Raw genomic sequence first — 23,581 nt, 5'->3', positions numbered from 1 at the left:
TATTATCCCCTAACTTCCTTTAAGTAGTCGCTGATTTCGTCATACTCGCCTAACTTCATAACTTTGTGAATATTTTCTTTCGTAATAGCCGAGTCGTTGGAAGAAAATTCATAGAAGTAATCAGTTAATAAGTTAAATTTGGCGACTAACTCTTCATCCTCTAAATCAGTTCTTTCACGTAAGGCTTGCATGATAACTTGAGCCCACTGATCATAATTCTTAAAAATGAAAACTGGTTTGGCACTGATTGAAAAGTCCAAAATCCGATCAATAATCAACGAGGAAACATATTTAGCTGACTTCAAATCTGCATAGCTTTTATCAGCTTTTAAAGTGGCATCTTGATAGGCTAACAAGCGCAAATCACAAATCCTCAAGTTATCAAAATAAGTTTCATCAGCATCATTTTTCAAGAAATCATAGTAGACAACTTTTGAATCTTGACGCAACAAATAAAAATAATACGAATCTAAATAATAATGTTCACTCTTGCCTGCTTTTAAATTACGCAATTCTTGTCCCAAAATATTAGTATCCGTCGAAATAACTTTTTGAGAATAATTATTTACTTCCGGCTTCAACAGGCACAAAAATAAATTGGCTGTCTGCGGATTGCCAACAACTTGACTTGGATTGACGTCCGTTTTACTAAAATCCAAAGCTTCTTTATCCTCATCTAAAATTTTTTCATCCGTTTTAGCCCATGGGTTAACATTTACTTTTAATCCCATAATTCCCTCCTATTTAATAAAAAATCGTTCTGCTTGTTGAAAATCATCTGGTAACCCTGTCACTATGTCCCCAATACGACCAAAATCTAATAAACTATGTTGGTATAAATTATTGCGATAAATACTAGTCACGACAAATTGACCATCGCTGTTTTTCCAAACTCCGACGACATATTCATCAGTCTTGATATCTTTTAATGAACCCAAAGTAGCTTTCTTTAAAGCTTGAAATTCTTGTGGCTCCAAAAAGAAATAAGCCGTACTTTTCATAATGATTCTCTGCAACTCGGATTGCTTTTCTACCATTAAAGGTACAAACAATACCGGGCTCAGGGGCGAGTCTTTATCATTTCCAATCTGCATAGCGACCTCCTGTGTTGATATCTACATTGTATAAAATAGGTACGACACATTATGTCGTTTTGGTCGCTTAGGACAAAAAAATAAATATTGATTTATATCAAAGTAAATTAACTACACAAATTAGATAATAAACTCAAGCGGTTTCTTAATTTTACGAGAAATGTTATCCTATTGTACAATTGTTATAATAGTTAAAATAGAGGTGGATTATATGCAAACAATAGACAAAGTAAAATCCGCTGGTTTGGCTAAATTCACATCCCTAGTATATTTATATACTGGGTTGGGAATCGCCTTTTGGATGATCAGCGCGCAAGCCATTGCTAATAACCAAGCATTCTCAATGGCAATATTCCAAGGAATGGCACAACATCGAATTATTTCCATGATTTTGATGATTGGTATACCGATTGCTTTCATTAGCTTATGTGGGTATTTTGCAACGAGATCATACTTCTTAACTTTCATTAGTTACTTAGCTTTCTTGTTCACACTATCCTTTATCGGAGTTCCAATTTTCTACATTTACTCAGCTAGAAGTATTATTCAAATGTTATCTCTTACTTCAGTTGTTTTCGTTGTTTCAGCCGCTATTGGTTTCTTTACTAAAAAGGACCTTATGAAGTGGAACCGAACTTTGATGATTGGAATTATCTCAATTATCGCAATCGAAGCTATCAACTTGTTAATTTTCAGAAGTACTCCATTGATGATGTTAGTCAGTGCAGCGATAGTTATTCTCTTCTTGTTCTACATCGCTTTTGATTCTCAAAACATCAAACGTATTTATCAAAGTAACTCAACTTCAAGTAGTCTTGGTGCAATTGCCTTACTTGCTTCAGTCACTTTGGTAATGGACTTCATCAACGTCTTCTTGAGCTTGTTACAACTATTTGGAGACAACAACTAGAACTATTTACGAAACGTATCCTTTGCCTTTTAAAAAATAAGGTAGTATTATATGAAATCTACAAAAAGACTCGAAAACATTTAGCCCTCAGCTATGATTTCGAGTCTTTTTGCTTTTTATTATTTAAATTGTGTCGGATAAAACCCAGTCCATTTTTCCGGAGTAATTTCCGATGGTATTTTGTCCAGTAGTTTTTAACATGATTCCTTCAGAGTCATTCCAATTTTGCCCTACATTAGTAACTTCACGTCCGCTACCTTGCTTGTAACCTGTAGCAATCGGTACATTATCATTGTTGAAAAGATTGGTTATCACGCCACTGGAACTTTTGAAAATAACATTACCCTTAAACGATGTATCTCCATTTGATAAACCTTCATTAGAAGCTGATAACTTCCAAGGCGATGTTGTTCCATCTTTTCGACTATCTTCAACTAAAATATTCCAAGTACCTTTTCGAGGAATCAACATTGATGGTGTAGCTTGGTTAATATTTCCAAAGGAATAATCATCTACACTCAAAGCTAATCCACCGGTCTTCGTTATTACAACCGTTGAAGTTGTGGAGACATTACCTTTTTTGTCCATGACATGAACTTTTAAAGTATTAGTTGGTTGCGTCAATTTATTGTAAGGAATATCAAAATTCAATTTTCCACTAGTTGTATTCGCAATATTAGTACTATCAGCCAAAGTAAATTTGTCCAATGAATCGTCATTTAACGTAGCATAAACTGTAACATCAGAATTATTTACCGTTGTTTGATCCGCATAAGATACGACACCAGTTATATTGGCATTCTTACCAACGCCGACTGAAATATTGCTTTGATCCAAACTAAGATTGATTGGCTTACTTTTTTGAATAACAAATTCTGGGGTATCTGTATCTTGAATTAAATTGGGACTACTAAAATTAGCATGAGCTGAAGCCACCAATGTATTAGCATACACCGTGTTAGCTACCCCATAAAGTGTGATTGTTGCATTTTTATTAGTATCATTTAATCCTTGACCAAGAGTGTGCGTAACAACTTGAGTAGTACTATTTTCTTTTGTCGTTATTTCACTAGCATAGATTGGTTCACTTTTATCATCAGTCGCATTATTGTAAGTCACATAACCGATAATTCCATTTGAGAAAGTCACATTCGATGGCAAATCAATCTTGGCGACATTCTCGGTCCAATCCTCACTACCACTCTTATAGCTTAAATTATAGTTAAAAGCTAAATCATCACCAGAATTAACTGTATTATCAGTACTATCATCTTTGATAGCTTTATTCTGCGTTTGATCGACAATATTTGAGGAAACTTCACCTTCAATTTCAGAAGGGATAGATTCAAAAGCAATCAAATTAGCTTCATAGGCATCCCCGTTACTAGAGACGAATCCCCAACGCAATTTTCCACCGATTTTATTCAAAGCATCGTGTCCACCAAATTCGTTCGCTTGAACTGCAGAAGTGGTCGCTATTAAAGGATTAGCTCCTTTAGAACCATCAAGATTTTTATCATTGAATTTATACGTGATAGTGAAATCATTAGGATGCCAAGTCAAAGTCAGATGATGCCATTTTCCATCATGCAACTCGATGTAATTAATACCTTGATACAACATGGAGAAATAATTTTCTTTAAAAATCAATCCAGAAGTATTTCTTATATACGTATTTGAACTACCAGGATAACCATAGGCAATGTGTTGGCCTGAAATATTATAATCAAAGTCATCATAGGAACTCTTTGAAGAGTTTGAGTTAGTATCAAATTCCAAAGCCCAACTCTTTTGAATAGCAGTATTAGCTATCTGAAGTGGATCAGTTACTGAGGTATCATTATCAATTCCCCAAACACCCATACTTTCACCTCTACCTATTTCAGTTCCCTTATGAGCAAAAGCTTTTATTCCATCGTCAGAATTCTGTAAAACAAAGGCCATCCCATCACCAAAACCGTCACTACTATTTTTGTGCGTTTTGGGTCCAAAATACATCCATAAAGATAGGGTCTGTTGCTTAGTTATATCAACATAGTTCCCACCTTCGACGTTAGACCAGATAGCTCCCGCTTGATTCTTATAGGTGTTTACTCTAATAGCACGAAATGGATCATAAGAAGCGGCCGTTGGTCGTCCCATAGCAGTTTCCAAGATAGCATAATTTTTTGTTCCATTGTATCCACTTAAATCCCCTGGCGTAAACTGTGTCGAATCTAATCCTAAATTATTCGGCGCATCGTTTAATCCTTCCATTGATTCATTCAAAGCATCCGTTTGTGAAGTTGCAAGAGAAGTCACTGGACTGTTTAGAATAATTATTAAATTAAAAAATATTGCTAAAAAAGTTAAAAATAATAATCGTTTTTTCCCACTCATAGCAACCCCCATAAAGTACGTTATATTAATCACAATATCTGATTAATATAAATTTTATACCCATTAACAATAATTACAAGCAATAAATAAAATATCATTTTTAAAATAATAATTTATGATTTAATGAAAAAAGTTCCCACAATTAAATGTGAGAACTTTTTATTTTAATCCGTCGTAAATATGATCAATATTCCACTTCATCATTGAATAATAAGTATCTCCATCACTACCTTCTTTGGCTAAAGAGTCAGTAAACAATTTAGAATAAATTTCTAAACCAGATTCCTTCGATACTTTTTCCATCGATTTAGGTGAAACAGAAGATTCAACGAACAAGTTTTTAACGTCAGACTTTCTAATTTTACCCAAAACCCGTTGCATTTGTTCAGGCGTTCCTTGCGATTCGGTATTAATTTCCCAAATATAGGCTGGTGTTACGTGATAAGCCTTACCGAAATACTTGAACGCACCTTCTGAAGTTACTAGCAGACGTTGTTTTTCAGGAATTTCTAAGTATTTTGATTGTGCTTGATGATGCAATTTTTCTAACTTAGCGATATATTTATCAGCGTTTGCTTGATAGTAATTGGCATTCTTCTTATCTTTTTCCTTCAAAACTTTGGTAATAACTTGAACGTATTTGACCCCGTTGGCTAAATCTAACCAAGCATGTGGATCTTCTTCATTCACGTTGGTCGTCAAATGTTCTGGTGTTACTTCACTACTAGCTGAGAAAACATCTTCATTGAATTTCTTATGCGAAGTCTCGACTAGTTTGTTGAACCAACCATTCCCACCAGTTTCTAAATTCAAACCGTTGTGGAAAATCACATTAGCTTCAGTTGCGGCTGAAACATCACTTGGTTGTGGTTCGTATTCGTGCGGATCAGTTCCTCGTTTGACGATACTGTACAATTCAATTCGGTCGCCACCAACGTTTCTGACCATATCTTCCAAAATTGAATTAGTCGTCACGACTTGTAATTTATCGCCGGCAGTTAAATCAGCAGAATGATTATCGCGACTATTTAAGAAGAAGTAAACTCCACTGATCATCGCAATCACAGCGACTAGAGTTATCCAAATTCTCTTCATCGAGCCACACTCCTTTTCAATTTAAAGAAGTTCTGCTTTGGTGAAAAGATAAACGATAAGGCGAACAAACTAGCTGCCACGATAACGATTGCCGGACCTGATGCCCAGTTGAATGTGTAACTAAAGTACAGGCCGGTTATCGCTGAAATTATTCCTACGACTGCCGACAAAACTAACATAATGTTTAATTTGTCAGTCCATAAAAAGGCTGTTGCGGCTGGCGTGATCAACATTGCTACCACTAAAATAATTCCGACCGTTTGTAAGGCGGAGACAGTAACCAAAGTTAACACCAGCATCAAAGCGTAGTGAATAACTTGGACTTTCAAGCCGTACGTTCTAGCGTAAGTTTCATCAAATGACGTTACCAACAATTCTTTATAGAACACGACTACGAACAAGATTACTAAACCTAATACAACCGCTGTAGTCATAATGTCGCTGTCACTAACTGCCAAGATATTTCCAAATAAAATATGATGCAAGTTAGTGGAACTTTCGGCCATTGAAATCAAAATAAATCCTAAAGCGTAAAAGGCACTAAAAACGACCCCAATTGACGTATCAGTTTTAATTTTACTTCGTGAGGCGACAAAACCAATCAACAAAGCCGCCAGAACACCAAAGACTGATGCTCCTAATAAAATGTTGATACCTAACATGTAAGCCACAGCAACTCCGGGTAAAACCGCATGCGAGATGGCATCTCCCATCAGGGACATCCCTCGTAAAATAATGAAACTACCGATTATCCCTGACATAATTCCGACCATAACTGCTGTTAATAAAGCACTTTGCAGAAAGTCGTATTTGGTTAAAGCATTAAAAAATTCTACTATTGATGCCATCACTGCACACCTTCCTTTTCCGCAAACAAGACTGAAGAAAGATCTGCACTAAAAGCTCGTTCGATATTTTTTGGATTATAAACTTCATTAGTAGGTCCAAAATCCACGATACCGTGATTCAAAATCACCAAATCATCAAAATAAGCGTGAACTTTATTCAAATCGTGGTGAATGACGATAATTGTCTTACCAGCATCTCGCCACTGTTTCAAAATTCTCATAATAGCTGTTTCACTCTGCAAGTCGATTCCAACAAAGGGTTCATCTAAAATGATAATTTCTGCTTGTTGAACGATTGCTCGAGCCACGAAAACTCGCTGCAACTGTCCACCGGATAAATTCCCAATTTGACGTTTAGCAAACTCCGTCAGTGAGACTTGTGCCAAAGCATCTTGTGAAAGTTTCTTCTCGGCTTTGCCCGGATTTTTAAACAAGCCTAATTTTCCATAAGTCCCAGTAAGGACGACATCAAAGACATCGATTGGAAAAGTTAAATCTAAATCCTTTCTTTGTTCAACGTAAGCAACTTGCTTTTGAACTGATTTCATTGTCTGACCATCATAGTCAATATGACCATCTTTTATTTTGATCAGATTTAAAATTGCCTTAATGAGTGTAGATTTCCCTGCACCGTTCGGTCCAATGATTCCAGTGATTTTACCTGCGTTAAAGTTAACGGCAACATCAGAAAATACTGGTGTGTCATCGTAAGCGACAGTGAGGTTCTTAACAGTTAACATAAAGAGCCTCCATTCTTAGGCGGATTACCCGCTCTATCCAAAGAGTAACATATACCTTATGGCGTTTCAAGAAAATTATTAGGTTTGCTTAACTTGAATTTTAAATACGGTTTAATTTTAAAGAGAGGGAATAAATATGCCGTCGTCCGCAAAAGCCCTGTGATTGGCTGGAACGCTGCCGGCACTATTTTGAGCTTTTGCATGGTCCCAAAGACGCAAAATCTCAAAACTAGGCCTTCTTGTAAGTGCTAAAGCACTAACAAGAATCTGGCGGCTGAGCCATCACAGGGCTTTTGCTCCCGACTAAATTTCAATTTCTACTTTAATAGAATTAGACACATACTTTCTAAACAACCACTCTATTTCTTTGTAGCATCATAAAAAAAGAAGATATTACTAAAACCACAGCACTACACTGCAATTCTAATAATATCTTCTATTAATTTTCTGAAGTAATTTATATAAAGATAGAAATCACTATCTAGTCGGGAGCGAGGTACTGGAAAATGCTCAGCCGTGAAATCCCACTTAGCGATTTATCGCTTAGTGGAAGCCCAATCTTGAAGACTTTGCCCGAACCTGGGCTTAGCAAAGGCTCCAAGTTGTGGCCACCGCGTTCCAGCATTTTTCAGGGCCGAACGGACAACGGCAGCTTAATCTTAAAAAGATTATTTATTTTCAGCAACTGCCTTATTAACGGCATCCTTTTCGCTTTCAACTAATTGAACCTTAGTTTCAACAATCTTAATATCCATCTTGATTTCACGTGTCAAACCTGGTGTATTAACCTTTGGTTCGAAGAAGGCTTTAAATTCAGCCAAACGTTCTGGTGTATGGAAAATCATTGAAGTAACGGTGATGTAAGTTGAGAATTCCATGTCTCCACCAACAGTCTTTTCTAGCCAGTTCCAGTCATTTCTGATCCAGTCCCAAGCATCTTGTTGAGCGTATTCGTTAGCCAAAGTTCCACGATACCATGCACGTAAGTCTTGTGGCTTGATGACATCAGCATTTTCAAATTGTTTAACGAGTTTTTGAATCAAGTTAGCATCTGGTGTACTTGTGATAGCTACTGCCAAGTCAGCTTTGTAACTAGGGTCACTTGATTTAACGTAATCATTCAACAAATTGTCGAATAGTTCTGCACTACCGTAATTCTTAACTTCATTTCTCAAAACTAACAAACGAATATCAGCTGATAATGCACCTAAGTTATCTTTATTATTAGTAAAAATCTCGTGAGCTTGAGCTACAGCATCTTTGTTCTTAGCGTACAAAGCGGCATTGAGAACGTAAGGACGAGTCAATTGATCATCATTTGATTCGTCTTCTTTTGGTTCCCAACCTAAACGAGCAACTTGGTTAGCACTCAATTTGTTGAAGAACGCCTTCAAGTTTTCTTCGGCTTCTGAACCTGGTGTGACGAATTTCTTCAAATTGTTGGCTGTACGATACAAAGCAGCGTTAACAACATTTGACTTACTGTCAGAAACTTTTGTCAACAATGGCACGATTGAAGCGTAAGAAATTTGATGTGCATCGGCTAATAATTGTAGGTCTTGAATGATACCGAGTTGTGAAATGGCATCGATTGAGTCAATGTTTGCCAAAATATCATTCAAGAGAGTTTCATCATATTTAACGATGAAGTGAGAATTGTTACCGACATTTAGACGGAATGGCACACCGGCATCTTTATGCAATGTTTCGTAGTCGCCAATTGTGATTGTTTGGTCAGCCATAATCTTAGGAGCAGCACCGTAGTTACTGTTCAAAGGAATTTGCCATAGACGGCCTTCATCTTTACCAGCACCGATAAAGAATTGTTGTTGTGACAATTGAATTTTACCGTCAACGACACTAGCTGAAACTACTGGATAACCTGGTTGTTGGAGCCATGAGTGCATAATCTTACCAACATCGATTCCAGAAGCATCGCCTAAAGCATTCCAAAGGTCATCCCCTTGAGCGTTACCGTACTTGTGAGCTTCAAAGTACTTCTTCAAACCAGCGCGTAAGTTATCGTCACCTAACAATGAACGTACCATAACTAGCATACGAGCACCTTTGGCATAAACGATAGCTGAGTCAAATAAAGCGTCGATTTCAGCTGGATTGTTGACTTGAACGTGAACTGATTGAACACCGTCAGTCGCATCACGTTGTAAAGCAGCTGGAACATCAGATGTTTGGAATAATTCCCAGACATTCCAATCAGGTTCGATAGCGTCAACAGCAACGTATTCCATCATGTTGGCAAAACTTTCGTTTAACCATAAGTCATCCCACCACTTCATAGTTACCAAGTCACCGAACCATTGGTGAGCTAGTTCGTGGGTAATAACAGTAGCGACTAATTGCTTAGTATCAAGTGAAGTATTGTCAGGATCAACCATCAAGTAAGCTTCACGATAAGTTACTAGTCCCCAGTTCTCCATTGCACCGGCAGAGAAATCAGGAAGTGCCAATTGCCATGAATGTGGAAGTGGATAAGGTGTTTGATAAAAGTCTTCGTAAAATTCGATGGCACGTTTAGCAATACTTAAGGCAAAATCTAATTCGTTAGCTTTGTGAGCTTTAGTTGCGAAAACGCCGACTTCAACGCCACTCTTAGTTGTCGTAACTTTACTTTGAAGATCACCAAAGGCAAAGGCAATCAAGTAAGTTGACATCTTAACCATTGTATCGAAGTAGTGAATGCCATTTTCAGTTCTGATTTCAGGCATGTTAGCTAAAATTGTTTCGCCAGGTTTTTCATCGAACTTGATAGCCATGTCAAATTTAGCTTTGGCTTCAGGTTCATCGACACATGGGAAAGCTTGACGAGCAAAAGTAGTTTCAAATTGTGTACCGATAATTTGTTTCTTTTCGCCATTTACTTCGTAATATGAAGGATAGATACCCATCATTGAATCAGTAAGCTTGGCATTGTATGTGATAGTTAAAGTTGTTTCACCAGCTTGTGGTAAATCGATATTGATTGCATCATTGTTATCGTCAGTAGTGAATGGAACATCTTTACCATCAGCTTGAACAGATTCAATATTCAAATACTTTTGGTGGATAGAAATTGATGGCACTTTAGCTTCACCATCAATAACAGTCTTACCAGAAAATTGTTTTGTACCACGGTTGATATCGATAAAGACATCATAGCGGCTAGGTTGAAATTTATCATAAAAACGTGTTATTTCAGTCATAAGTTCCCCTTTAATCTTTTTTTAATACACTTCTAATTAATTATAATCTTTAGTTTAGATGAGTTTCAACATATTTGAAATGATTTGAATCAAAATAGTATTACGCTGCCGTCGTCCGTTCGGCCCTGGAAAACGCTGGAACGCTGTGGCCACCACTTGGAGCCTTTGCTAAGACCAAGTACGGGCAAAGTCTTCAAGATGGGGCTTTTACATAAACGATAAATCGCTAAGTAAAAATTTCACGGCTGAGCATTTTCCAGGACTCTCGCTCCCGACTAGATAAACTGTTTCTAAATTTGACTCATATGTTTCAAAAAATATATCTATTCTAATCGACTACTTTAACCAAGTTATACCAAGTCTCACCGGCATGTTCTGAATCAGCTACTCCGAGATTCTTAAAACCATTCTTCAAATAAAATGGTAGATTCTTTTCCAAACTAGTTAGAGAGATACTTTCTCGTTGAGCTTTTTTAGCGTTATCTTCCATTGCCTTCAACAACTTACTCCCAATACTGTGTCCTCTAAATTTGGGATCAACGGCGATGGTAAAGATAATTTGATTGCCACCGGTCGGTAAATTCTTGGGCGTGTTCTCGTACATCCAGTCTTCCACGAATTTTTCTTTGACAGCCGGTCCTACTACAAAACCTGCTATTTGTTCATCGATACGAGCTACTAAAAAAGTATCCTGTAATTTTTCGATTCGATCTTGGTACTGTTCTTTCGTTCCCGCTTCTTCGGGTGTGAAACCTAAATTCTCTATTCTAACGATTTCTGGTAAGTCTTTTAATGTTACTTTAGTAATTTCCATGTGTGACCTCAATTTAAATGATTAATATTTTGATTAATTTATACTATCATAATCATAGAGTTAAAAGAGGAGTGTTGATGTTATGGAAACTGAAAAAATGATTAGTTCTCGTAAAGCTGTTCGCCAATATAACGGTCAAATTACTGACGAACAACTCCACAAAATTTTACTAGCTGGTAACGCTGGACCTGTTGGTATGGGTGAATATGACAATTATCGCTTAACAGTTATTCAAAAACCTGAGGTCCTTAACAAAATGAGCGGAATTTACGATGCTCCAACTGTTATCGTCGTTTCAGCCAAGAATCCCGATACTATGGAAGATATTTCTGCCGGTGCCATTGTTCACAACATGGAATTAGCCGCTGAAGACCAAGGATTGGGTGCCAATTACAATATGGCGAGCGTTGGCTCAATTCCTAGTGATGTTTTGCCTGATGGTTTCAAAGCAGTCTTTGCTTTAACCGTTGGTCAAACTTCTGAAAAATTTGTTCCACGTGAAATATCGATGGATAGAATTAAAACTAATATCGTTAAATAGAAAAAGTGAGTTGAAATGAACCCCTTAGTTTGGACAGAAAACAAACTAAGGGGTTTACTTCACGTTGGCAAATAAACAGCGATAATTCTTTTGTATGCTAGTTTTATTCAAAACATCCCTATATACTTAAATTATAAATATTTCTATTAAAGGAGCGATAGTATGCGTAAATTCACTTCTCTTTTAACCATGGCACTATGGGCGTTAGTCGTTGCATTCATAATTAAAAATACGTCGATTGAACACAGTCCTAATAATTTTAATTTGAGCATTTCCATCCATCAAGACTCTTTTGGTTATCTTTTAGTCAGCACTTTACTCGTTACCGTTTTTAATTATATTTACTATCATTTAATTCGTACTAGAAAATAAAAAAGAACGCTTATTCAGCGTCCTAATTTTAGATTAAACTTCTTCTTCAACGATTTCTTCTGCTTCAGCTTTCTTAGCAGCAGCACTTTGCATCTTACCCAAAACTCCACGAGCAATAGGTCCAACGATGATCAATTGCAATGGTAGAGCAACAATCAAGTTAAAGATCCAAGTATGACCATAAGTAGCCAAGATGTGTCCTTGAGCTAGCTTTCCTTCAACAGCGATTCCGAAGAATGACATGAATGTTACCATTCCAAGAACCATCATAACTGAGATTGTAATACCGATCAAAACGGTATTTTTCTTCATATAATCATTAATAATGTATTTGAAAGCCAATCCTTTAGCAATTGGTCCAACAATCAATAAATCTAAGATAATCGCAACGATCAAACCTAGTGGATAACCCTTTAAGATTTCCATAACTAGTCCACTACTTAATCCCTGTGCCATTGCGACGTTGTAACCTGTCATTACTAACACCATCAATCCGGCCATAATGGCTGTGAATACAACTTCTTCTTTTAAATTACGTGGCATATATTTTCCCACACTCCTATTTTTTTATCAGCGAAATTAAATATACCACGTTAAAAATTTTTTCATAAGTTACAGTTTGATTACAATTTCAAAAAATCGCTTGCATTTTTAAATGAAAACGTACTCATTCTAATTAGATTGACAAACAGCCCTTTCCAACTCAAACTAAGTATAAATAGAAGAAACGTAGGTACGAAAATGGACAAACAAACTAAGTTCGTCAAATTATCAAATATCGGCTTGGATAACTTGGAATTATATAAGAAAGTAGAAACTGGTTATTTAGACAACGTTTGTTATTTATACACTAACAAAAACAGTCGCAGCGCTTTTGTTGCCATGAACTCAACTCAAAAGGTTTTGGATTTTTATAAATTCCACACTTCAATGGATAAAGATGATATCGTCGACAAGATCAAAGCTATTTTCAGCAATGACGAAGCAACTGATTTCAAAAAAGAATTCGAAAACACTAAAGAATTCACTTTAACAGACAATGTTGTCGTTGAATTGCCTTTTGACAATGGCGTATTCAAAATATAGTAAATAAGCTCAGTTAGAAATTAAATCTAGCTGGGCTTATTTTTTTAATTATAAAATTTAGTGAACTTATCATCTAACTCATTAACCGCTTGAGCCATTGCTTCATCGATGTTGACACCATCTGTCTGCAAGCCTTGAACTCTCACGATTGAAAAGTCATCAAAGCCCATCAATTCACGAAAAATCCCGTTCAAATACATGCGTGAAAACTCTAGCGGCGTATAACGATCATTATTCGTATAGATCGAACCACTTGCTTGCAACAACATCATTTTGTAATCGTCAGTCATCAAACCAACTGAACCCGCTGGTGTATATTTGAAGGTTTCGTGAGCTACCAAAACATTGTCGATATAGTCTTTCATCTTCGAAGTAACGTTAAAGTTATGCAATGGTGATACGATAACGATTCGATGATGTGATTTAAATTGATTAATCAGTTTTTGATTGATCTGGTAGATTTGCTCTTGATCAGGAGTTAAACTGATGTGCTTAGCTTGTTTTTCCCAAATTCCTAACAATTCTGAAGTAGTTAACTGAGGGATTTTTTCTTCATATAAATTAATCAAATCGACTGTTTCATCAGGAAAGTTCTCGTTGAATTTTTTCAAAAATAAATTCTGAAGTTTGATTGAATAGTGACTGTTATTTCTAAAATCTGGTTGTGCGTTAATAATTAATGTTTTCATTCTTAATTTGCCCCTGTCTTAATTGATAAATTAATACTACAATTCAATTATGACAAAGTATGGCACTATTGGAGAAAAAGATGGATAAAGCAAATCGACTCAATCAAGAATTAATCTTTCTCAGCAATAAGAATATTTTCCACGTGACTGATTTAGTAGAAGAATTTCATATTTCTAAACGAACAGCTTTGCGAGATATATCTGACTTAGAACAAATGGGACTAAGTTTTTACACCGAAAATGGCCGCTACGGTGGTTACCATTTAATCAGTAAGGAATTGTTGATTCCAATTACTTTTAACTTGGAAGAGATCAACGCTATTTTCTTTGCCTTGAATGCTCTGACTTCCCTTTCCGCCACCCCATTTGCGAAGTCTTACAAACACATTTATGACAAGTTAATGGCGACTCTGCCAAATATCAACAAGATGCAGTCACAAAGTTACAAAACTCAGTCCACTATTACAAGACGCCTTCTATCTCGACACCACAATTTTTAGATTCCATTCTCAACTCAATTTTAGAAGGAAAAGCTCTCGATATCGTTTACCAATCGCAAGAACAGACCATTCAAGCTTTTGATTTACTTTATCGTCATGGAATCTGGTTTTGTAATATTTATAATTTTAGTACAAAAAAATGGGCGACTTATCGTTGCGATAACATCACCCACTGCCAATTCAATTCTACTCAAGAAACTTTGACCCACGATCAAATGCAAAAAATCCAAAATGATTATGAAAAAAATTACCACGATATAAAATTCGAATGCACTTTGACCAAACTTGGTGTGGAACTGTTTTACAAGAACAATTATCCCAACATGTATCTCAAAAAAGTGAACAAAGTCTACTATTTATATGGTGGCTACAATCAGGAAGAATTTGATTACATGGTCCAGTATTTAATTACTCTTGGAAACAACGTCAAAATCAACTATCCGCAAGAACTCAAAGATGCCTATTTAGCTGAATTGAAACGGATAATCGCACAATATTGATTTTTTCGACATCATTTAATCCCAAATGATGTCGAATAGCTATGCTGATGTTAAAAGCTCTTGATTATGACTGTTTAAAAATGAATTTAATCAAGAATTTCTTTCCCAACTAGTGGGCCACTGAATGCTTCCTTTTGTGTAAGATCATGAGTACTAAGAAATTTCTCGTCTTCAAAAGGATTAGCGATTTTCTTTAAATAAACCAATTCCCCAAACCGTCCTTGGAAAACATCGTATTCTAAATCTTCAGCTTTTATGCTTTTGGGAACCGAAATTTTTCTCATTTTACAAATCCTCCACGACGAAAAAATCATGCTAATAACTTTATTAACATGATTTTTTGCTTATTTTAATTTTCCAACTTCATTTAACTTAGCTAAAACTGAATGCTTATGTGGTGCGTGATTAATTACTTCTGAGAGATCCTGACCGGCGACATTTCCATGGTGCTTTCCACCTTGCCAAGGACCAACATCAGTAACATCATAGATAATCCCATCAATTGCAACATAGGCAGGTCGACCTTCCTTTCCATCAAACTTCTTTAATTCGTCTAACGTCATTTGCTTATCTGGCACATCTACAACCTCACTTTCCTTCTATTTACATCCTTATTATTACACGTTCCTATACAAGCAACATGTTATATGCTCATTCAAATTCAGAATGGGAAACGTGTTCTGGATAGAAGGCTTCCACTTGATCACGTTTTTCCAACAAATCCCAATACGTTTGAGCAACTTTGTCCGGAGCCATTTTGTCTGATGAACCGATGATTCCTTGAATAGTCACTAAACCGACAAAGATATCATCAGTAGCGACTTCTTTGTGCAAAGTATAGGCGTAACTTCTCAAAGCGGCTTTAGTCAAAGACAACGTTGAAGCTTTATCAGATGGACGAATTCCTGCTCCACCACCAGTGAAAATAATTGAACGTGGCAAATTGGGATTAGTACTCTCAATAAAGGATTTAGCCGCATTGATAGCACTCAAAACGTTAGTTTCAAAAATATCCCCAATCAAACCGACGGTACTGGACAATGCATTATCCAAGTGCTTATTTCCAACGTTAAAGACTAAATTATTAATTTTTCCATCTCGCATAATTAGTTCTTGAATCATTTTATCTGTGCCCGCAAAATCATTGACGTCGCAAGCATAGTTGGCGGCCGCAATATGTTCTTTGCGCAATTCTTTAGTAGCAGCGTTCAACTTCTTTTGGTCACGTGATACCAAAATTATCTTTTGACCGTGTTGTCCGTATGATTTAGCGACTTCCAAGCCGACACCACTATCTGCACCGATTACTATTGTTGTCATAATATTGCCCCCTCACTTCGATTATAATTATAAAACAAAAAAACGGCACCATTACGATGTCATTTTCTTGATTATGCCCATTTATTCAAAATTAATTGACCAATTTCTTGATAATGTGTTTCCAAAACGAAGTGACCACCATCTAACAAATGAACTTCTGTATTCTTATCATCCTTTGTAAAAGATTGAGCTCCTTGATAAACAAAACTGGGATCATTTTTACCCCAAGCAGCGATAATTTCTGGTTGATACTCACGGACATATTTTTGATATTTAGGATAATTAGCAACGTTGCTTTGATAATCGAAAATCAAATCTGACTGTCTCTCTGCATAATCAGGTGATTCAGTATAGTGAATATCTAATGTGTAGCCATCTGGAGAAACGCTGCCTGCTTTTTCACCACCAGTGTATTGACCGATAATTGTCTCCGGTTTAAAGGCTGATTTATAATTTTCTCGTAATTCTTCAGTAGGATTTGCCCAATAACTCCTGCGACCTTCCCATTTCGAACCGAGACCTTCTTGATAAATATTGCCGTTTTGACTGACGATACCAAGAATTCTATCTGGATATTTCACAGCTAAATTAAAACCAATCGGTGCTCCATAGTCGAAAACGTACATGTAGAATTTATCAATCTTCATTGCATCTAAGAAACCATCAACGTAATTCGTCAAATTGACAAATGTGTACTTGAATTCTGTATGAACTGGCGCATCTGATTGACCAAAGCCGATGAAATCTGGAGCGATGACGTGAAAATCATTCTCTAAGATTGGCATCAAATTTCTAAACATGTGACTAGCCGTAGGAAAACCGTGTAGTAGTAGAAATGTTGGTTTATTACTGTCGCCACTTTCACGATAAAAGACGTTCAATCCATTTACTTTAACTGTTGAATATTTCATCTTTAATGACCTCGTTTATTTGAATTAACTTACAAGTTCAGTATATGGTCATTTGGATATATAATAAACTACGATAATGAGAACTTTGATATATCAAAAACAGATATCAGGAGCAAATTATGAATACCAATACTTTAGAAATGTTCATTACAATTGCACAAACTGGCAGTATTTCCGGTGCTGCTGAAAAATTAGGCTATGCTCAATCTAATATTTCCACTAAACTTCGCCAATTAGAAGCTGACTTAAATACACAATTATTTTATCGAAATAACCGTGGTATCACGTTAACTGATGCCGGCAAAGAATTTTACACCCGAGCTATCAAAATTATCAGTTTGACTAATGATGCAATCGATCAATTAAAACATCCCAAAAACATTCAGGGAAATCTCAAAATTGGCACCCTTCAGACTGCCGCTTCAACTTTTTTGCCAGAAATACTTTCCAAATTTCACCAACAAAATCCGCAAGTTGAACTGTCGATTGCCACGGGGACAACTTTGTTAAGTGCCAAGAGGGTTCTCAATTATGAATTAGACGGTGCTATCATTGGGGGCCGCGTTAGTGAAAATAAGCTCGCTACTATTCCTTTAATGGATGAACAATTATCATTAGTCGCTCCAAATACGGAAATGGATATCGACAATGCGCCCCTGTTAGTATTTCCAGTCGGTTGTGCCTATCGTAAAACTTTGGAAAGTTATCTCGATTCTAAGCAAATCATGATTCATCATCCAATTGAGTTTAATTATCTCAACGCCATTGTCGCCAGTGTCAGTGCGGGATTGGGCATTAGTTTATTGCCTACAAAAGTAGTTCAACCTTATTTGGATCAAGGAACTATCAAAGAAATTCCACTACCCAAAGATTTTTCAACTTTGCCAGTTTCTTTTACTTATCGAAAAGACCACATTATGACACAATCATTTCAAGAATTTATTAAAATACTAGATAAAAAGGATTGAATCTTAGTACAGATTCAATCCTTTTTTATATAACATTATTAATTTCTAGTTATAACAATCAAAATAACACCAATCACAAGTGCAATCGCACCAAAAATTCCAAATGGTACGGTAATTCCACCCCAAGCTCTCTTATTAGCGATAGCTCTGATTTTGAAACTGATAGTCGCAATACCCGCTAGAATTACACCAATCGCGAAAAACACGATACCTGCATTTAACATTTCCCTTTTCCTCCAACTCTAATTATCTGGTAAGACTTTTCTAAAAATAGTCTTCCGATATTCCAAAGGCGACATCCCTACTTTTCTTTTAAATTGCTTAGAGAAATCATTCAAATCATAGAATTTTAATTTCTCAGCAATCTTCTTAACTGTACTATCCGTACTTCTCAACAATTCTTGTGCCGCTCGCATTTTTTGAACGCCGATAAATTCACTGATAGACATCTGCATTTCATCCCTGAAATCTCGTTGTGCTTTTGCTGGGTTGCAATATTGATTTGCATGTATCAGGACATCTTTTACCGTTACCTTATGATAAACATTCGTATTAATATAATAAATAATATCCAAAGTCGATTCCAGTCTACTAGAAAAAGATAGGTTATCCACTTTCATCAAAGAACTAAAACTATTAATGACCCGTTGTACCCATTCTAAGTAATCGTCTACTGGTTGATCACGCAGGAGATTGTGATACCTTTGTTGTAACTCTAAGAAAGGATAAATTTCCACATGATTTTGAATCCCTTCGTGAGCTAAATCATCGATAAAACTGTGCATTTGTGAAGTCTTTTGTGCAGCGGTCAAAGATCTTATTAAATCTTTATTTTTATCTATATTATTTTTGATAAATTCAAATCCTTCTACCAACATACCCCGACGATAATAGCGTAAAAAATCTCTTTGAATATATCCCAACAAAATCAGTGCTTTTTTCTCAGGTTGTTGGTGAACATACGATTTAAGATGATTTAAATATCGCGTATAAAACAAATCATCCATCTTCGTACCCTCCTTTTTACATTAATATAAATTTACTTATGATTAAATCATCATAACAATTTTCTGAACAAGTACGCCATTTTTTGGCCCAATGCCATCATTCAAAAAGTGTCGCTTGTAAAAAGGAATTATACATAATTAAAGTATTAAAAAACTTGATTTAGTATCAAATAGAAAAAAGATAATTGAATTTTTACTAATAATAAAAAAGGCATGCTTCTGTTTGAATACAAGAAACACGCCTTAATATTTAATTACACCCAATAATAAGGAACTTGCTGAGATAATGCTGACAAAACGCTCATACCTCCCCCTCCTATTGAATTTAAGCAACATATATCAATTTTTTTACAAGAAGATATTAGGTATTGAAATACTGGAGCAATGAAAAATCGCATAATCGAAATTGATTATACGATATTCCTTACTTAGAATTTTTTATGGTCCTTGAACTAAATCCCAATTAATCGTTCCCTTATATTTTCCTCCTTGTTTAGTTTTTCCATTAGATTGTAGTAATATCCCTTCACTTGGCAACCAATTTTGTCCAATAATGGTTGTTCCTGTTTCAGAATCACCATCCGATCGAGCAATTTCAATTGGTTCACCCATAGCTTCAATATTTTGATTTGATTTATATACTATATTGCCATTAAATGTATCAATTGTCTTATCAAAACTATTTTCTTGAGTTAACAAACTGGCGCTAGCAGTCAAATTCCAATTAGTATTTACCGAATTAACATTAACTTTCCAATCACCTTTTCGGCCCACTAATCCTTTATAAAAAGCATTAATATTTTTAAAAGAATACCCTTCAGTATTTAATTGCAAAACGGCTGATTTATTTACTACATCAATCGTAAAAGTAAGGGTATTTGACTTATTTCCCAATGAATCCCTAGCATAAATTGTTAAAGTGTTATTTCCCGTATTTAACTGATCATTTTGTAATTCACTGGTCAATTCTTTAGAGATAGCATCCGAAATATCTAACTCGGTATCACCAATATTTTTTATTGGAACATTGATTTGTTTAGCCGTTTGATTATTGATCGATAGATAAACCTCTGCCCCAGGATTAACAAATGTCGATTTATCTTTATATTTTAAAGAACCGTTAATCTCTACATTGCCACTAGGGAAAGCTTTGATTGGATCAGACGTAGTAGAAGATAATTGTAAATCTTTAACTTGTTTGCCTCGAATAATAAAACTTTTAGATGTCGTTCTTCCAATATAATAATCACCATTGAAATAACTACTGATACCAGGGACCTTAATTTCAGTATTATCGGCTGCTTGAGCGGTCATGTTAACATCTACAACTGCCTTTGAAGCGGTGGTTGCTGTATCAGAAGCAGCGATTCCTTTTGTTAATTTATATTGCAAATAATTGTCGGAGACTGTCGGTTTATTAATAGCAACAGTTGTTGGACTAGTTTTGCCATAAGTAACTGAACCATAATCAGTTGTATTTAAATTTGTACCAGTAGGTACTCCGACAACCGCACTAATATTAGTCCAATCAGTAACTCCTCGGTTATAACTGAGAGTATTTCTAAAAATCAACTTATCACCAGAGTTGACATAATCATTGTCTTCAGTCAGAACTCGATTATCTTGTGTTACATCAATTACTTCTGGATCAACAGAAACATTCATAACCGGAGAAGCATTTTCAATAACCATATCACTGCTGCCTTTGCTACTATCAACGCGATAAGTAATACCCCATCTAGCCAATCGTTTGCCATCAGCATTTTTAGTTAAATCCAATTTATTTAAATCGATTGAAACCGTACGTTCTATTCGTCTAGGATTAGCCTGAGTATCTACTGAATCTGTTCCAGAATTAGTGTTAGAACTACCATCTTCATAAATGTCATTAAACCAATATGTCATAGTACCTTTATCGCCATCATCTTTAGGAGCTTGATAAAGTAATCTTAAATGATGCCACATTCCTACTCCATTAGCATAACTTATATTACTAATATCAACTTGATTACGAGCTAAAGTATACGCAGTAGTTCCTATCGAAGTAGTGGTTGGCAAATAACTACTGCTATCACCGGGATAACTAGTAGAAATATAAATTTGACCCGTAGTTGGAACCCCTTGATAAACACCTTTGTCAAAAGAATCATTGATTTGGCCACTACTATTAATCCGATTATCCAAGTTTAAAGACCAACTATTTTGTACTACATTACCTAGATGTGGCGCATTGTCATCTGCAGCATACATACCAAAGGTTTCATCAGGAGCCAATTTGATACTATCATTACTATTTAAAGTTCCCGAAACATTATCATATGAATAAGCATTTTGCTGACGAGGATCATTTTGAATTGAAAAAGTTAGACCCCCCGTAGAGTAATTAGATGTCGTATCTGTATCTCCTCCCCAAATCCAGAAAGAAAAATACTGATCTTTATCCAAATCCATCTTATAGGCATCATTGCTCCATAAAACACCAGCTTTAGCACTTTTACCCCATAAACTAATATAACTGCCACCATGATTTATGGGACTACTGGAAAAGCCATTGTTAATTGGACTGATAGAATTTTTATCTTTATTTATAAATAAATTGTTATTACCTTTATTATTTCCATCATCGTAAGTAAGTGGACGAAAGACCGTTGTTGTTTTTAGGTCATATGGATCTAATAATTTATCTCCTGCTATACCACTAGGAACAAGGTTAGAATCAAATGGATGTAATGTCGTAGGACTAGCTGAAGCATCATCCGTCTTCAAAAAAAATATTATAAAAAGACTCATACCTAATACTATGTAAAAAAATTGCTTTTTTGCCCTCATATAGTTCATCCCCCAACGACCACATGTTATTAAACTGGCTTTATTATAAAACTTTTTAATATTTTTAATTAATATTTAGCATATCAATCAACAAAATCTCTATTAAAATAACTTACTTTTATAATTTATATATGCTTGTGTTATTCACTACTTAGTATTACTATATACATATACTTAGTAACACTAAGTACCATAAAAACGAGGTAACAAAATGAAAGGTTTTACCGAATTACTCAAAGGTTCACTCGAAGGTATCGTCTTGCAACACATCAGTAAAGGCGAAACCTACGGATACGAAATCACCAGCTACTTGATCGACCTAGGATTTGAAGACATCGTTGAAGGAACCGTCTATACTGTCCTCTTACGGCTTCAAAAAAATGGCTACATCACTAGTGAAAAACGTAAATCAGAAGTCGGTCCACCTAGAAAATTCTATCGTCTAACTACTGATGGCGAAAAATATCTAAAAACATTCTGGGAAAAATGGGCTTTCCTAGCTGAGAAAATGGAACAATTAAAGGAGAACTAACTAACATGGAAAATTTTTTTAAAAAGATTATCGGCGACAAAAAAGAATATAAAGCTTTTAAGAAACAAGCTGCTGAACTACCCTCCCCTTACAAAGAAACTTTTGAAGCACTTGAAAAATATATGTGGAACTTTGCCAAGGGTGATGGCTTTTTGAAAGTACAACAAGAAATGCTCGAAATATTCCAAGAAAATGCTGAAGAGCAGGTACCTGTTAAAAATATCATCGGAGACGATCCAGTGAAATTCTGTGACGACATCATGTCGCAATATCCCGATGACTTATGGTTAATTACTAGTCAAAATAAATTACGCAACCAAATCAAAACTTTAATTTAACTCAAAAAATCCTACTAGATTAATTTCTAGCAGGATTTTTAATTACTTCAATTTAGCTAAACTTGAACCAAAGATTTGTTCAATCGTAACCGGATCACGGTGATCGAAGAATTGACTTTCGTTTTTGTCCAAACTACTCATAACTTTTATATCGTCAGCACTCAATTCAAAATCAAAGACATCGATGTTTTCTTTAATTCTAGCTTCGTGAACTGACTTAGGAATGACCACGATACCACGTTGCAAGAGCCATCTAAGGATTACTTGACCATTAGTCTTATTGTATTTCTTGGCAATTCTAGCAATCGTTTCGTTAGTAAAAATATCATGTTTTCCTTCAGCAAATGGTGCCCAAGCTTCAACGCGGATATCTTCTCGGTTGGCGAAATCTACTTCTGAAGGTTGTTGATACCAAGGATTGACTTCGATTTGGTTAACGACTGGTTTGATGCTAGTTGTCAATTCCAAATCCTTCAATTGATCGGCATAGAAGTTTGAAACCCCGATAGCACGAATCTTACCTTCTTTTTGGGCCTCTTCCAAAGCTCTCCATGCACCAACAGTATCGCCATATGGTTGATGTAATAAATACATATCAAGGTAATCTAAGCCAAGATTTTTTAAAGAAGTATCGATTCCCTTTTTGGCACGGTCATAAGTGAAGTCTGAAACCCACAATTTTGAAGTGATGAATAAGTCTTCACGATTAACGCCAGATTCTTTGATAGCTTCCCCAACGGCGGTTTCATTTTGATAAGCAGCGGCTGTATCAATCAAACGATAACCATTTTTGATAGCTGTTAAAACTGCTTGTTTACATTGTTCCAAGTCAGTTATTTGGAAAACTCCAAAACCTAATTGGGGCATTTCCATTTCATTGTTTAATTTAACGTTTTGCATTTTACTAC

The 23,581-nt window shown here is 35.7% G+C and carries 26 protein-coding genes and 1 pseudogene; 9 read left to right on the top strand and 18 right to left on the bottom strand.

The window, feature by feature from the left end:
* Positions 1 to 2: 2 nt before the first annotated feature.
* Both LF20184_RS01380 and LF20184_RS01375 read right to left on the bottom strand, forming a co-directional pair.
* Complete coding sequence (locus LF20184_RS01380; RefSeq protein WP_010018827.1) at positions 3 to 731, bottom strand: hypothetical protein; 729 nt, start codon at positions 729 to 731, stop codon at positions 3 to 5.
* Between the two features lie 9 nt (positions 732 to 740).
* Positions 741 to 1,094, bottom strand: coding sequence for a hypothetical protein (locus LF20184_RS01375; protein WP_010018828.1), 354 nt, complete (start codon positions 1,092 to 1,094; stop codon positions 741 to 743).
* 211 nt (positions 1,095 to 1,305) lie between these two features.
* Between LF20184_RS01375 and LF20184_RS01370 the strand changes: the two genes are divergently transcribed.
* The gene (locus LF20184_RS01370; RefSeq protein ID WP_010018829.1) at positions 1,306 to 2,004 is read left to right on the top strand and encodes a Bax inhibitor-1/YccA family protein; all 699 of its coding nucleotides are present in this window, start codon (positions 1,306 to 1,308) and stop codon (positions 2,002 to 2,004) included.
* A gap of 123 nt (positions 2,005 to 2,127) precedes the next feature.
* Here the strand turns inward: LF20184_RS01370 and LF20184_RS01365 are convergent, their stop codons facing one another.
* The 6 genes from LF20184_RS01365 to LF20184_RS01340 all read right to left on the bottom strand — a co-directional run bounded on the left by LF20184_RS01365 (position 2,128) and on the right by LF20184_RS01340 (position 11,080).
* Positions 2,128 to 4,383: a hypothetical protein gene (locus tag LF20184_RS01365; RefSeq protein WP_010018830.1), complete on the bottom strand. Its 2,256-nt coding sequence runs from the start codon at positions 4,381 to 4,383 to the stop codon at positions 2,128 to 2,130.
* Positions 4,384 to 4,542: 159 nt separating this feature from the next.
* On the bottom strand, positions 4,543 to 5,478 hold the full coding sequence (locus LF20184_RS01360; RefSeq protein WP_010018831.1) for a metal ABC transporter substrate-binding protein: 936 nt from the start codon (positions 5,476 to 5,478) through the stop codon (positions 4,543 to 4,545).
* The gene (locus tag LF20184_RS01355) at positions 5,475 to 6,326 is read right to left on the bottom strand and encodes a metal ABC transporter permease (protein WP_010018833.1); all 852 of its coding nucleotides are present in this window, start codon (positions 6,324 to 6,326) and stop codon (positions 5,475 to 5,477) included. Before LF20184_RS01355 ends, LF20184_RS01360 begins: the two co-directional genes overlap by 4 nt.
* Complete coding sequence (locus LF20184_RS01350; protein WP_010018835.1) at positions 6,326 to 7,066, bottom strand: metal ABC transporter ATP-binding protein; 741 nt, start codon at positions 7,064 to 7,066, stop codon at positions 6,326 to 6,328. Before LF20184_RS01350 ends, LF20184_RS01355 begins: the two co-directional genes overlap by 1 nt.
* Before the next feature lie 668 nt (positions 7,067 to 7,734).
* A complete protein-coding gene (locus LF20184_RS01345) occupies positions 7,735 to 10,266 on the bottom strand; it encodes a M1 family metallopeptidase (RefSeq protein WP_010018836.1) in 2,532 nt (843 codons plus the stop codon).
* A 328-nt stretch (positions 10,267 to 10,594) separates the two neighbouring features.
* Positions 10,595 to 11,080: a GNAT family N-acetyltransferase gene (locus LF20184_RS01340; RefSeq protein WP_010018837.1), complete on the bottom strand. Its 486-nt coding sequence runs from the start codon at positions 11,078 to 11,080 to the stop codon at positions 10,595 to 10,597.
* 82 nt (positions 11,081 to 11,162) lie between these two features.
* Here LF20184_RS01340 and LF20184_RS01335 point away from each other — a divergent pair, with 82 nt between their 5' ends.
* Complete coding sequence (locus tag LF20184_RS01335) at positions 11,163 to 11,621, top strand: nitroreductase family protein (protein ID WP_010018838.1); 459 nt, start codon at positions 11,163 to 11,165, stop codon at positions 11,619 to 11,621.
* A gap of 405 nt (positions 11,622 to 12,026) precedes the next feature.
* On the opposite strand, the gene LF20184_RS01330 is transcribed toward LF20184_RS01335, so the two are convergent.
* The gene (locus LF20184_RS01330) at positions 12,027 to 12,536 is read right to left on the bottom strand and encodes a DUF2798 domain-containing protein (RefSeq protein ID WP_010018840.1); all 510 of its coding nucleotides are present in this window, start codon (positions 12,534 to 12,536) and stop codon (positions 12,027 to 12,029) included.
* A 198-nt stretch (positions 12,537 to 12,734) separates the two neighbouring features.
* Between LF20184_RS01330 and LF20184_RS01325 the strand changes: the two genes are divergently transcribed.
* Positions 12,735 to 13,079 carry a hypothetical protein gene (locus tag LF20184_RS01325; protein WP_010018842.1) on the top strand — a complete coding sequence of 115 codons (345 nt, stop codon included), beginning with the start codon at positions 12,735 to 12,737 and terminating at the stop codon, positions 13,077 to 13,079.
* A 44-nt stretch (positions 13,080 to 13,123) separates the two neighbouring features.
* Here the strand turns inward: LF20184_RS01325 and LF20184_RS01320 are convergent, their stop codons facing one another.
* Positions 13,124 to 13,768 (bottom strand): FMN-dependent NADH-azoreductase, encoded by a 645-nt coding sequence (locus LF20184_RS01320; RefSeq protein ID WP_010018844.1) that lies wholly within the window; start codon positions 13,766 to 13,768, stop codon positions 13,124 to 13,126.
* 80 nt (positions 13,769 to 13,848) lie between these two features.
* On the opposite strand from LF20184_RS01320, the gene LF20184_RS12925 reads away from it, so the two are divergent.
* The 3 genes and pseudogenes from LF20184_RS12925 to LF20184_RS13165 all read left to right on the top strand — a co-directional run bounded on the left by LF20184_RS12925 (position 13,849) and on the right by LF20184_RS13165 (position 14,768).
* Positions 13,849 to 14,268, top strand: coding sequence for a helix-turn-helix transcriptional regulator (locus LF20184_RS12925; protein ID WP_235699457.1), 420 nt, complete (start codon positions 13,849 to 13,851; stop codon positions 14,266 to 14,268).
* A pseudogene (locus LF20184_RS13170) lies at positions 14,247 to 14,384 on the top strand (helix-turn-helix transcriptional regulator); the annotation flags it as partial. The gene LF20184_RS12925 and the pseudogene LF20184_RS13170, both read left to right, overlap by 22 nt.
* A 99-nt stretch (positions 14,385 to 14,483) precedes the next feature.
* The gene (locus LF20184_RS13165) at positions 14,484 to 14,768 is read left to right on the top strand and encodes a WYL domain-containing protein (protein WP_459561637.1); all 285 of its coding nucleotides are present in this window, start codon (positions 14,484 to 14,486) and stop codon (positions 14,766 to 14,768) included.
* A gap of 86 nt (positions 14,769 to 14,854) precedes the next feature.
* On the opposite strand, the gene LF20184_RS01310 is transcribed toward LF20184_RS13165, so the two are convergent.
* The 4 genes from LF20184_RS01310 to LF20184_RS01295 form a co-directional block, all read right to left on the bottom strand.
* Positions 14,855 to 15,052 (bottom strand): hypothetical protein, encoded by a 198-nt coding sequence (locus LF20184_RS01310; RefSeq protein WP_010018845.1) that lies wholly within the window; start codon positions 15,050 to 15,052, stop codon positions 14,855 to 14,857.
* A gap of 60 nt (positions 15,053 to 15,112) precedes the next feature.
* On the bottom strand, positions 15,113 to 15,331 hold the full coding sequence (locus tag LF20184_RS01305) for a cytochrome b5 domain-containing protein (protein WP_161595643.1): 219 nt from the start codon (positions 15,329 to 15,331) through the stop codon (positions 15,113 to 15,115).
* Positions 15,332 to 15,419: 88 nt separating this feature from the next.
* Positions 15,420 to 16,088, bottom strand: coding sequence for an SDR family NAD(P)-dependent oxidoreductase (locus LF20184_RS01300; protein ID WP_010018847.1), 669 nt, complete (start codon positions 16,086 to 16,088; stop codon positions 15,420 to 15,422).
* Between the two features lie 71 nt (positions 16,089 to 16,159).
* Positions 16,160 to 16,999, bottom strand: a complete 840-nt coding sequence (locus LF20184_RS01295) for an alpha/beta fold hydrolase (protein ID WP_010018848.1) — start codon at positions 16,997 to 16,999, stop codon at positions 16,160 to 16,162.
* A gap of 119 nt (positions 17,000 to 17,118) precedes the next feature.
* Here LF20184_RS01295 and LF20184_RS01290 point away from each other — a divergent pair, with 119 nt between their 5' ends.
* The gene (locus LF20184_RS01290; protein ID WP_010018850.1) at positions 17,119 to 17,967 is read left to right on the top strand and encodes a LysR family transcriptional regulator; all 849 of its coding nucleotides are present in this window, start codon (positions 17,119 to 17,121) and stop codon (positions 17,965 to 17,967) included.
* Positions 17,968 to 18,005: 38 nt separating this feature from the next.
* Here LF20184_RS01290 and LF20184_RS01285 read toward each other — a convergent pair whose 3' ends face one another.
* The 3 genes from LF20184_RS01285 to LF20184_RS01275 form a co-directional block, all read right to left on the bottom strand.
* Positions 18,006 to 18,191, bottom strand: a complete 186-nt coding sequence (locus LF20184_RS01285) for a hypothetical protein (RefSeq protein ID WP_010018851.1) — start codon at positions 18,189 to 18,191, stop codon at positions 18,006 to 18,008.
* A gap of 18 nt (positions 18,192 to 18,209) precedes the next feature.
* Positions 18,210 to 18,974, bottom strand: coding sequence for a helix-turn-helix transcriptional regulator (locus LF20184_RS01280; protein WP_010018852.1), 765 nt, complete (start codon positions 18,972 to 18,974; stop codon positions 18,210 to 18,212).
* 438 nt (positions 18,975 to 19,412) lie between these two features.
* Complete coding sequence (locus tag LF20184_RS01275) at positions 19,413 to 21,740, bottom strand: hypothetical protein (protein ID WP_148223955.1); 2,328 nt, start codon at positions 21,738 to 21,740, stop codon at positions 19,413 to 19,415.
* Between the two features lie 274 nt (positions 21,741 to 22,014).
* On the opposite strand from LF20184_RS01275, the gene LF20184_RS01270 reads away from it, so the two are divergent.
* Together LF20184_RS01270 and LF20184_RS01265 are read left to right on the top strand one after the other, a co-directional pair.
* Positions 22,015 to 22,335, top strand: coding sequence for a PadR family transcriptional regulator (locus LF20184_RS01270; RefSeq protein WP_010018855.1), 321 nt, complete (start codon positions 22,015 to 22,017; stop codon positions 22,333 to 22,335).
* Between the two features lie 5 nt (positions 22,336 to 22,340).
* Positions 22,341 to 22,673 carry a DUF1048 domain-containing protein gene (locus LF20184_RS01265; protein ID WP_010018857.1) on the top strand — a complete coding sequence of 111 codons (333 nt, stop codon included), beginning with the start codon at positions 22,341 to 22,343 and terminating at the stop codon, positions 22,671 to 22,673.
* Between the two features lie 42 nt (positions 22,674 to 22,715).
* Here LF20184_RS01265 and LF20184_RS01260 read toward each other — a convergent pair whose 3' ends face one another.
* Positions 22,716 to 23,573 carry an aldo/keto reductase gene (locus tag LF20184_RS01260; protein ID WP_010018858.1) on the bottom strand — a complete coding sequence of 286 codons (858 nt, stop codon included), beginning with the start codon at positions 23,571 to 23,573 and terminating at the stop codon, positions 22,716 to 22,718.
* Positions 23,574 to 23,581 lie beyond the last annotated feature (8 nt).

It is taken from the genome of Companilactobacillus farciminis KCTC 3681 = DSM 20184, assembly GCF_002706745.1.
GTDB classification, from domain to species: domain Bacteria; phylum Bacillota; class Bacilli; order Lactobacillales; family Lactobacillaceae; genus Companilactobacillus; species Companilactobacillus farciminis.
This window is presented reverse-complemented; position numbering and strand designations above follow the sequence as displayed.

Coding starts and splice junctions, on each gene's coding strand:
- LF20184_RS01380 (WP_010018827.1), bottom strand. CDS start 731: ATGGGATTAAAAGTAAATGTTAACCCATGGGCTAAAACGGATGAAAAA.
- LF20184_RS01375 (WP_010018828.1), bottom strand. CDS start 1,094: ATGCAGATTGGAAATGATAAAGACTCGCCCCTGAGCCCGGTATTGTTT.
- LF20184_RS01370 (WP_010018829.1), top strand. CDS start 1,306: ATGCAAACAATAGACAAAGTAAAATCCGCTGGTTTGGCTAAATTCACA.
- LF20184_RS01365 (WP_010018830.1), bottom strand. CDS start 4,383: ATGAGTGGGAAAAAACGATTATTATTTTTAACTTTTTTAGCAATATTT.
- LF20184_RS01360 (WP_010018831.1), bottom strand. CDS start 5,478: ATGAAGAGAATTTGGATAACTCTAGTCGCTGTGATTGCGATGATCAGT.
- LF20184_RS01355 (WP_010018833.1), bottom strand. CDS start 6,326: ATGGCATCAATAGTAGAATTTTTTAATGCTTTAACCAAATACGACTTT.
- LF20184_RS01350 (WP_010018835.1), bottom strand. CDS start 7,066: ATGTTAACTGTTAAGAACCTCACTGTCGCTTACGATGACACACCAGTA.
- LF20184_RS01345 (WP_010018836.1), bottom strand. CDS start 10,266: ATGACTGAAATAACACGTTTTTATGATAAATTTCAACCTAGCCGCTAT.
- LF20184_RS01340 (WP_010018837.1), bottom strand. CDS start 11,080: ATGGAAATTACTAAAGTAACATTAAAAGACTTACCAGAAATCGTTAGA.
- LF20184_RS01335 (WP_010018838.1), top strand. CDS start 11,163: ATGGAAACTGAAAAAATGATTAGTTCTCGTAAAGCTGTTCGCCAATAT.
- LF20184_RS01330 (WP_010018840.1), bottom strand. CDS start 12,536: ATGCCACGTAATTTAAAAGAAGAAGTTGTATTCACAGCCATTATGGCC.
- LF20184_RS01325 (WP_010018842.1), top strand. CDS start 12,735: ATGGACAAACAAACTAAGTTCGTCAAATTATCAAATATCGGCTTGGAT.
- LF20184_RS01320 (WP_010018844.1), bottom strand. CDS start 13,768: ATGAAAACATTAATTATTAACGCACAACCAGATTTTAGAAATAACAGT.
- LF20184_RS12925 (WP_235699457.1), top strand. CDS start 13,849: ATGGATAAAGCAAATCGACTCAATCAAGAATTAATCTTTCTCAGCAAT.
- LF20184_RS13165 (WP_459561637.1), top strand. CDS start 14,484: ATGCAAAAAATCCAAAATGATTATGAAAAAAATTACCACGATATAAAA.
- LF20184_RS01310 (WP_010018845.1), bottom strand. CDS start 15,052: ATGAGAAAAATTTCGGTTCCCAAAAGCATAAAAGCTGAAGATTTAGAA.
- LF20184_RS01305 (WP_161595643.1), bottom strand. CDS start 15,331: ATGACGTTAGACGAATTAAAGAAGTTTGATGGAAAGGAAGGTCGACCT.
- LF20184_RS01300 (WP_010018847.1), bottom strand. CDS start 16,088: ATGACAACAATAGTAATCGGTGCAGATAGTGGTGTCGGCTTGGAAGTC.
- LF20184_RS01295 (WP_010018848.1), bottom strand. CDS start 16,999: ATGAAATATTCAACAGTTAAAGTAAATGGATTGAACGTCTTTTATCGT.
- LF20184_RS01290 (WP_010018850.1), top strand. CDS start 17,119: ATGAATACCAATACTTTAGAAATGTTCATTACAATTGCACAAACTGGC.
- LF20184_RS01285 (WP_010018851.1), bottom strand. CDS start 18,191: ATGTTAAATGCAGGTATCGTGTTTTTCGCGATTGGTGTAATTCTAGCG.
- LF20184_RS01280 (WP_010018852.1), bottom strand. CDS start 18,974: ATGGATGATTTGTTTTATACGCGATATTTAAATCATCTTAAATCGTAT.
- LF20184_RS01270 (WP_010018855.1), top strand. CDS start 22,015: ATGAAAGGTTTTACCGAATTACTCAAAGGTTCACTCGAAGGTATCGTC.
- LF20184_RS01265 (WP_010018857.1), top strand. CDS start 22,341: ATGGAAAATTTTTTTAAAAAGATTATCGGCGACAAAAAAGAATATAAA.
- LF20184_RS01260 (WP_010018858.1), bottom strand. CDS start 23,573: ATGCAAAACGTTAAATTAAACAATGAAATGGAAATGCCCCAATTAGGT.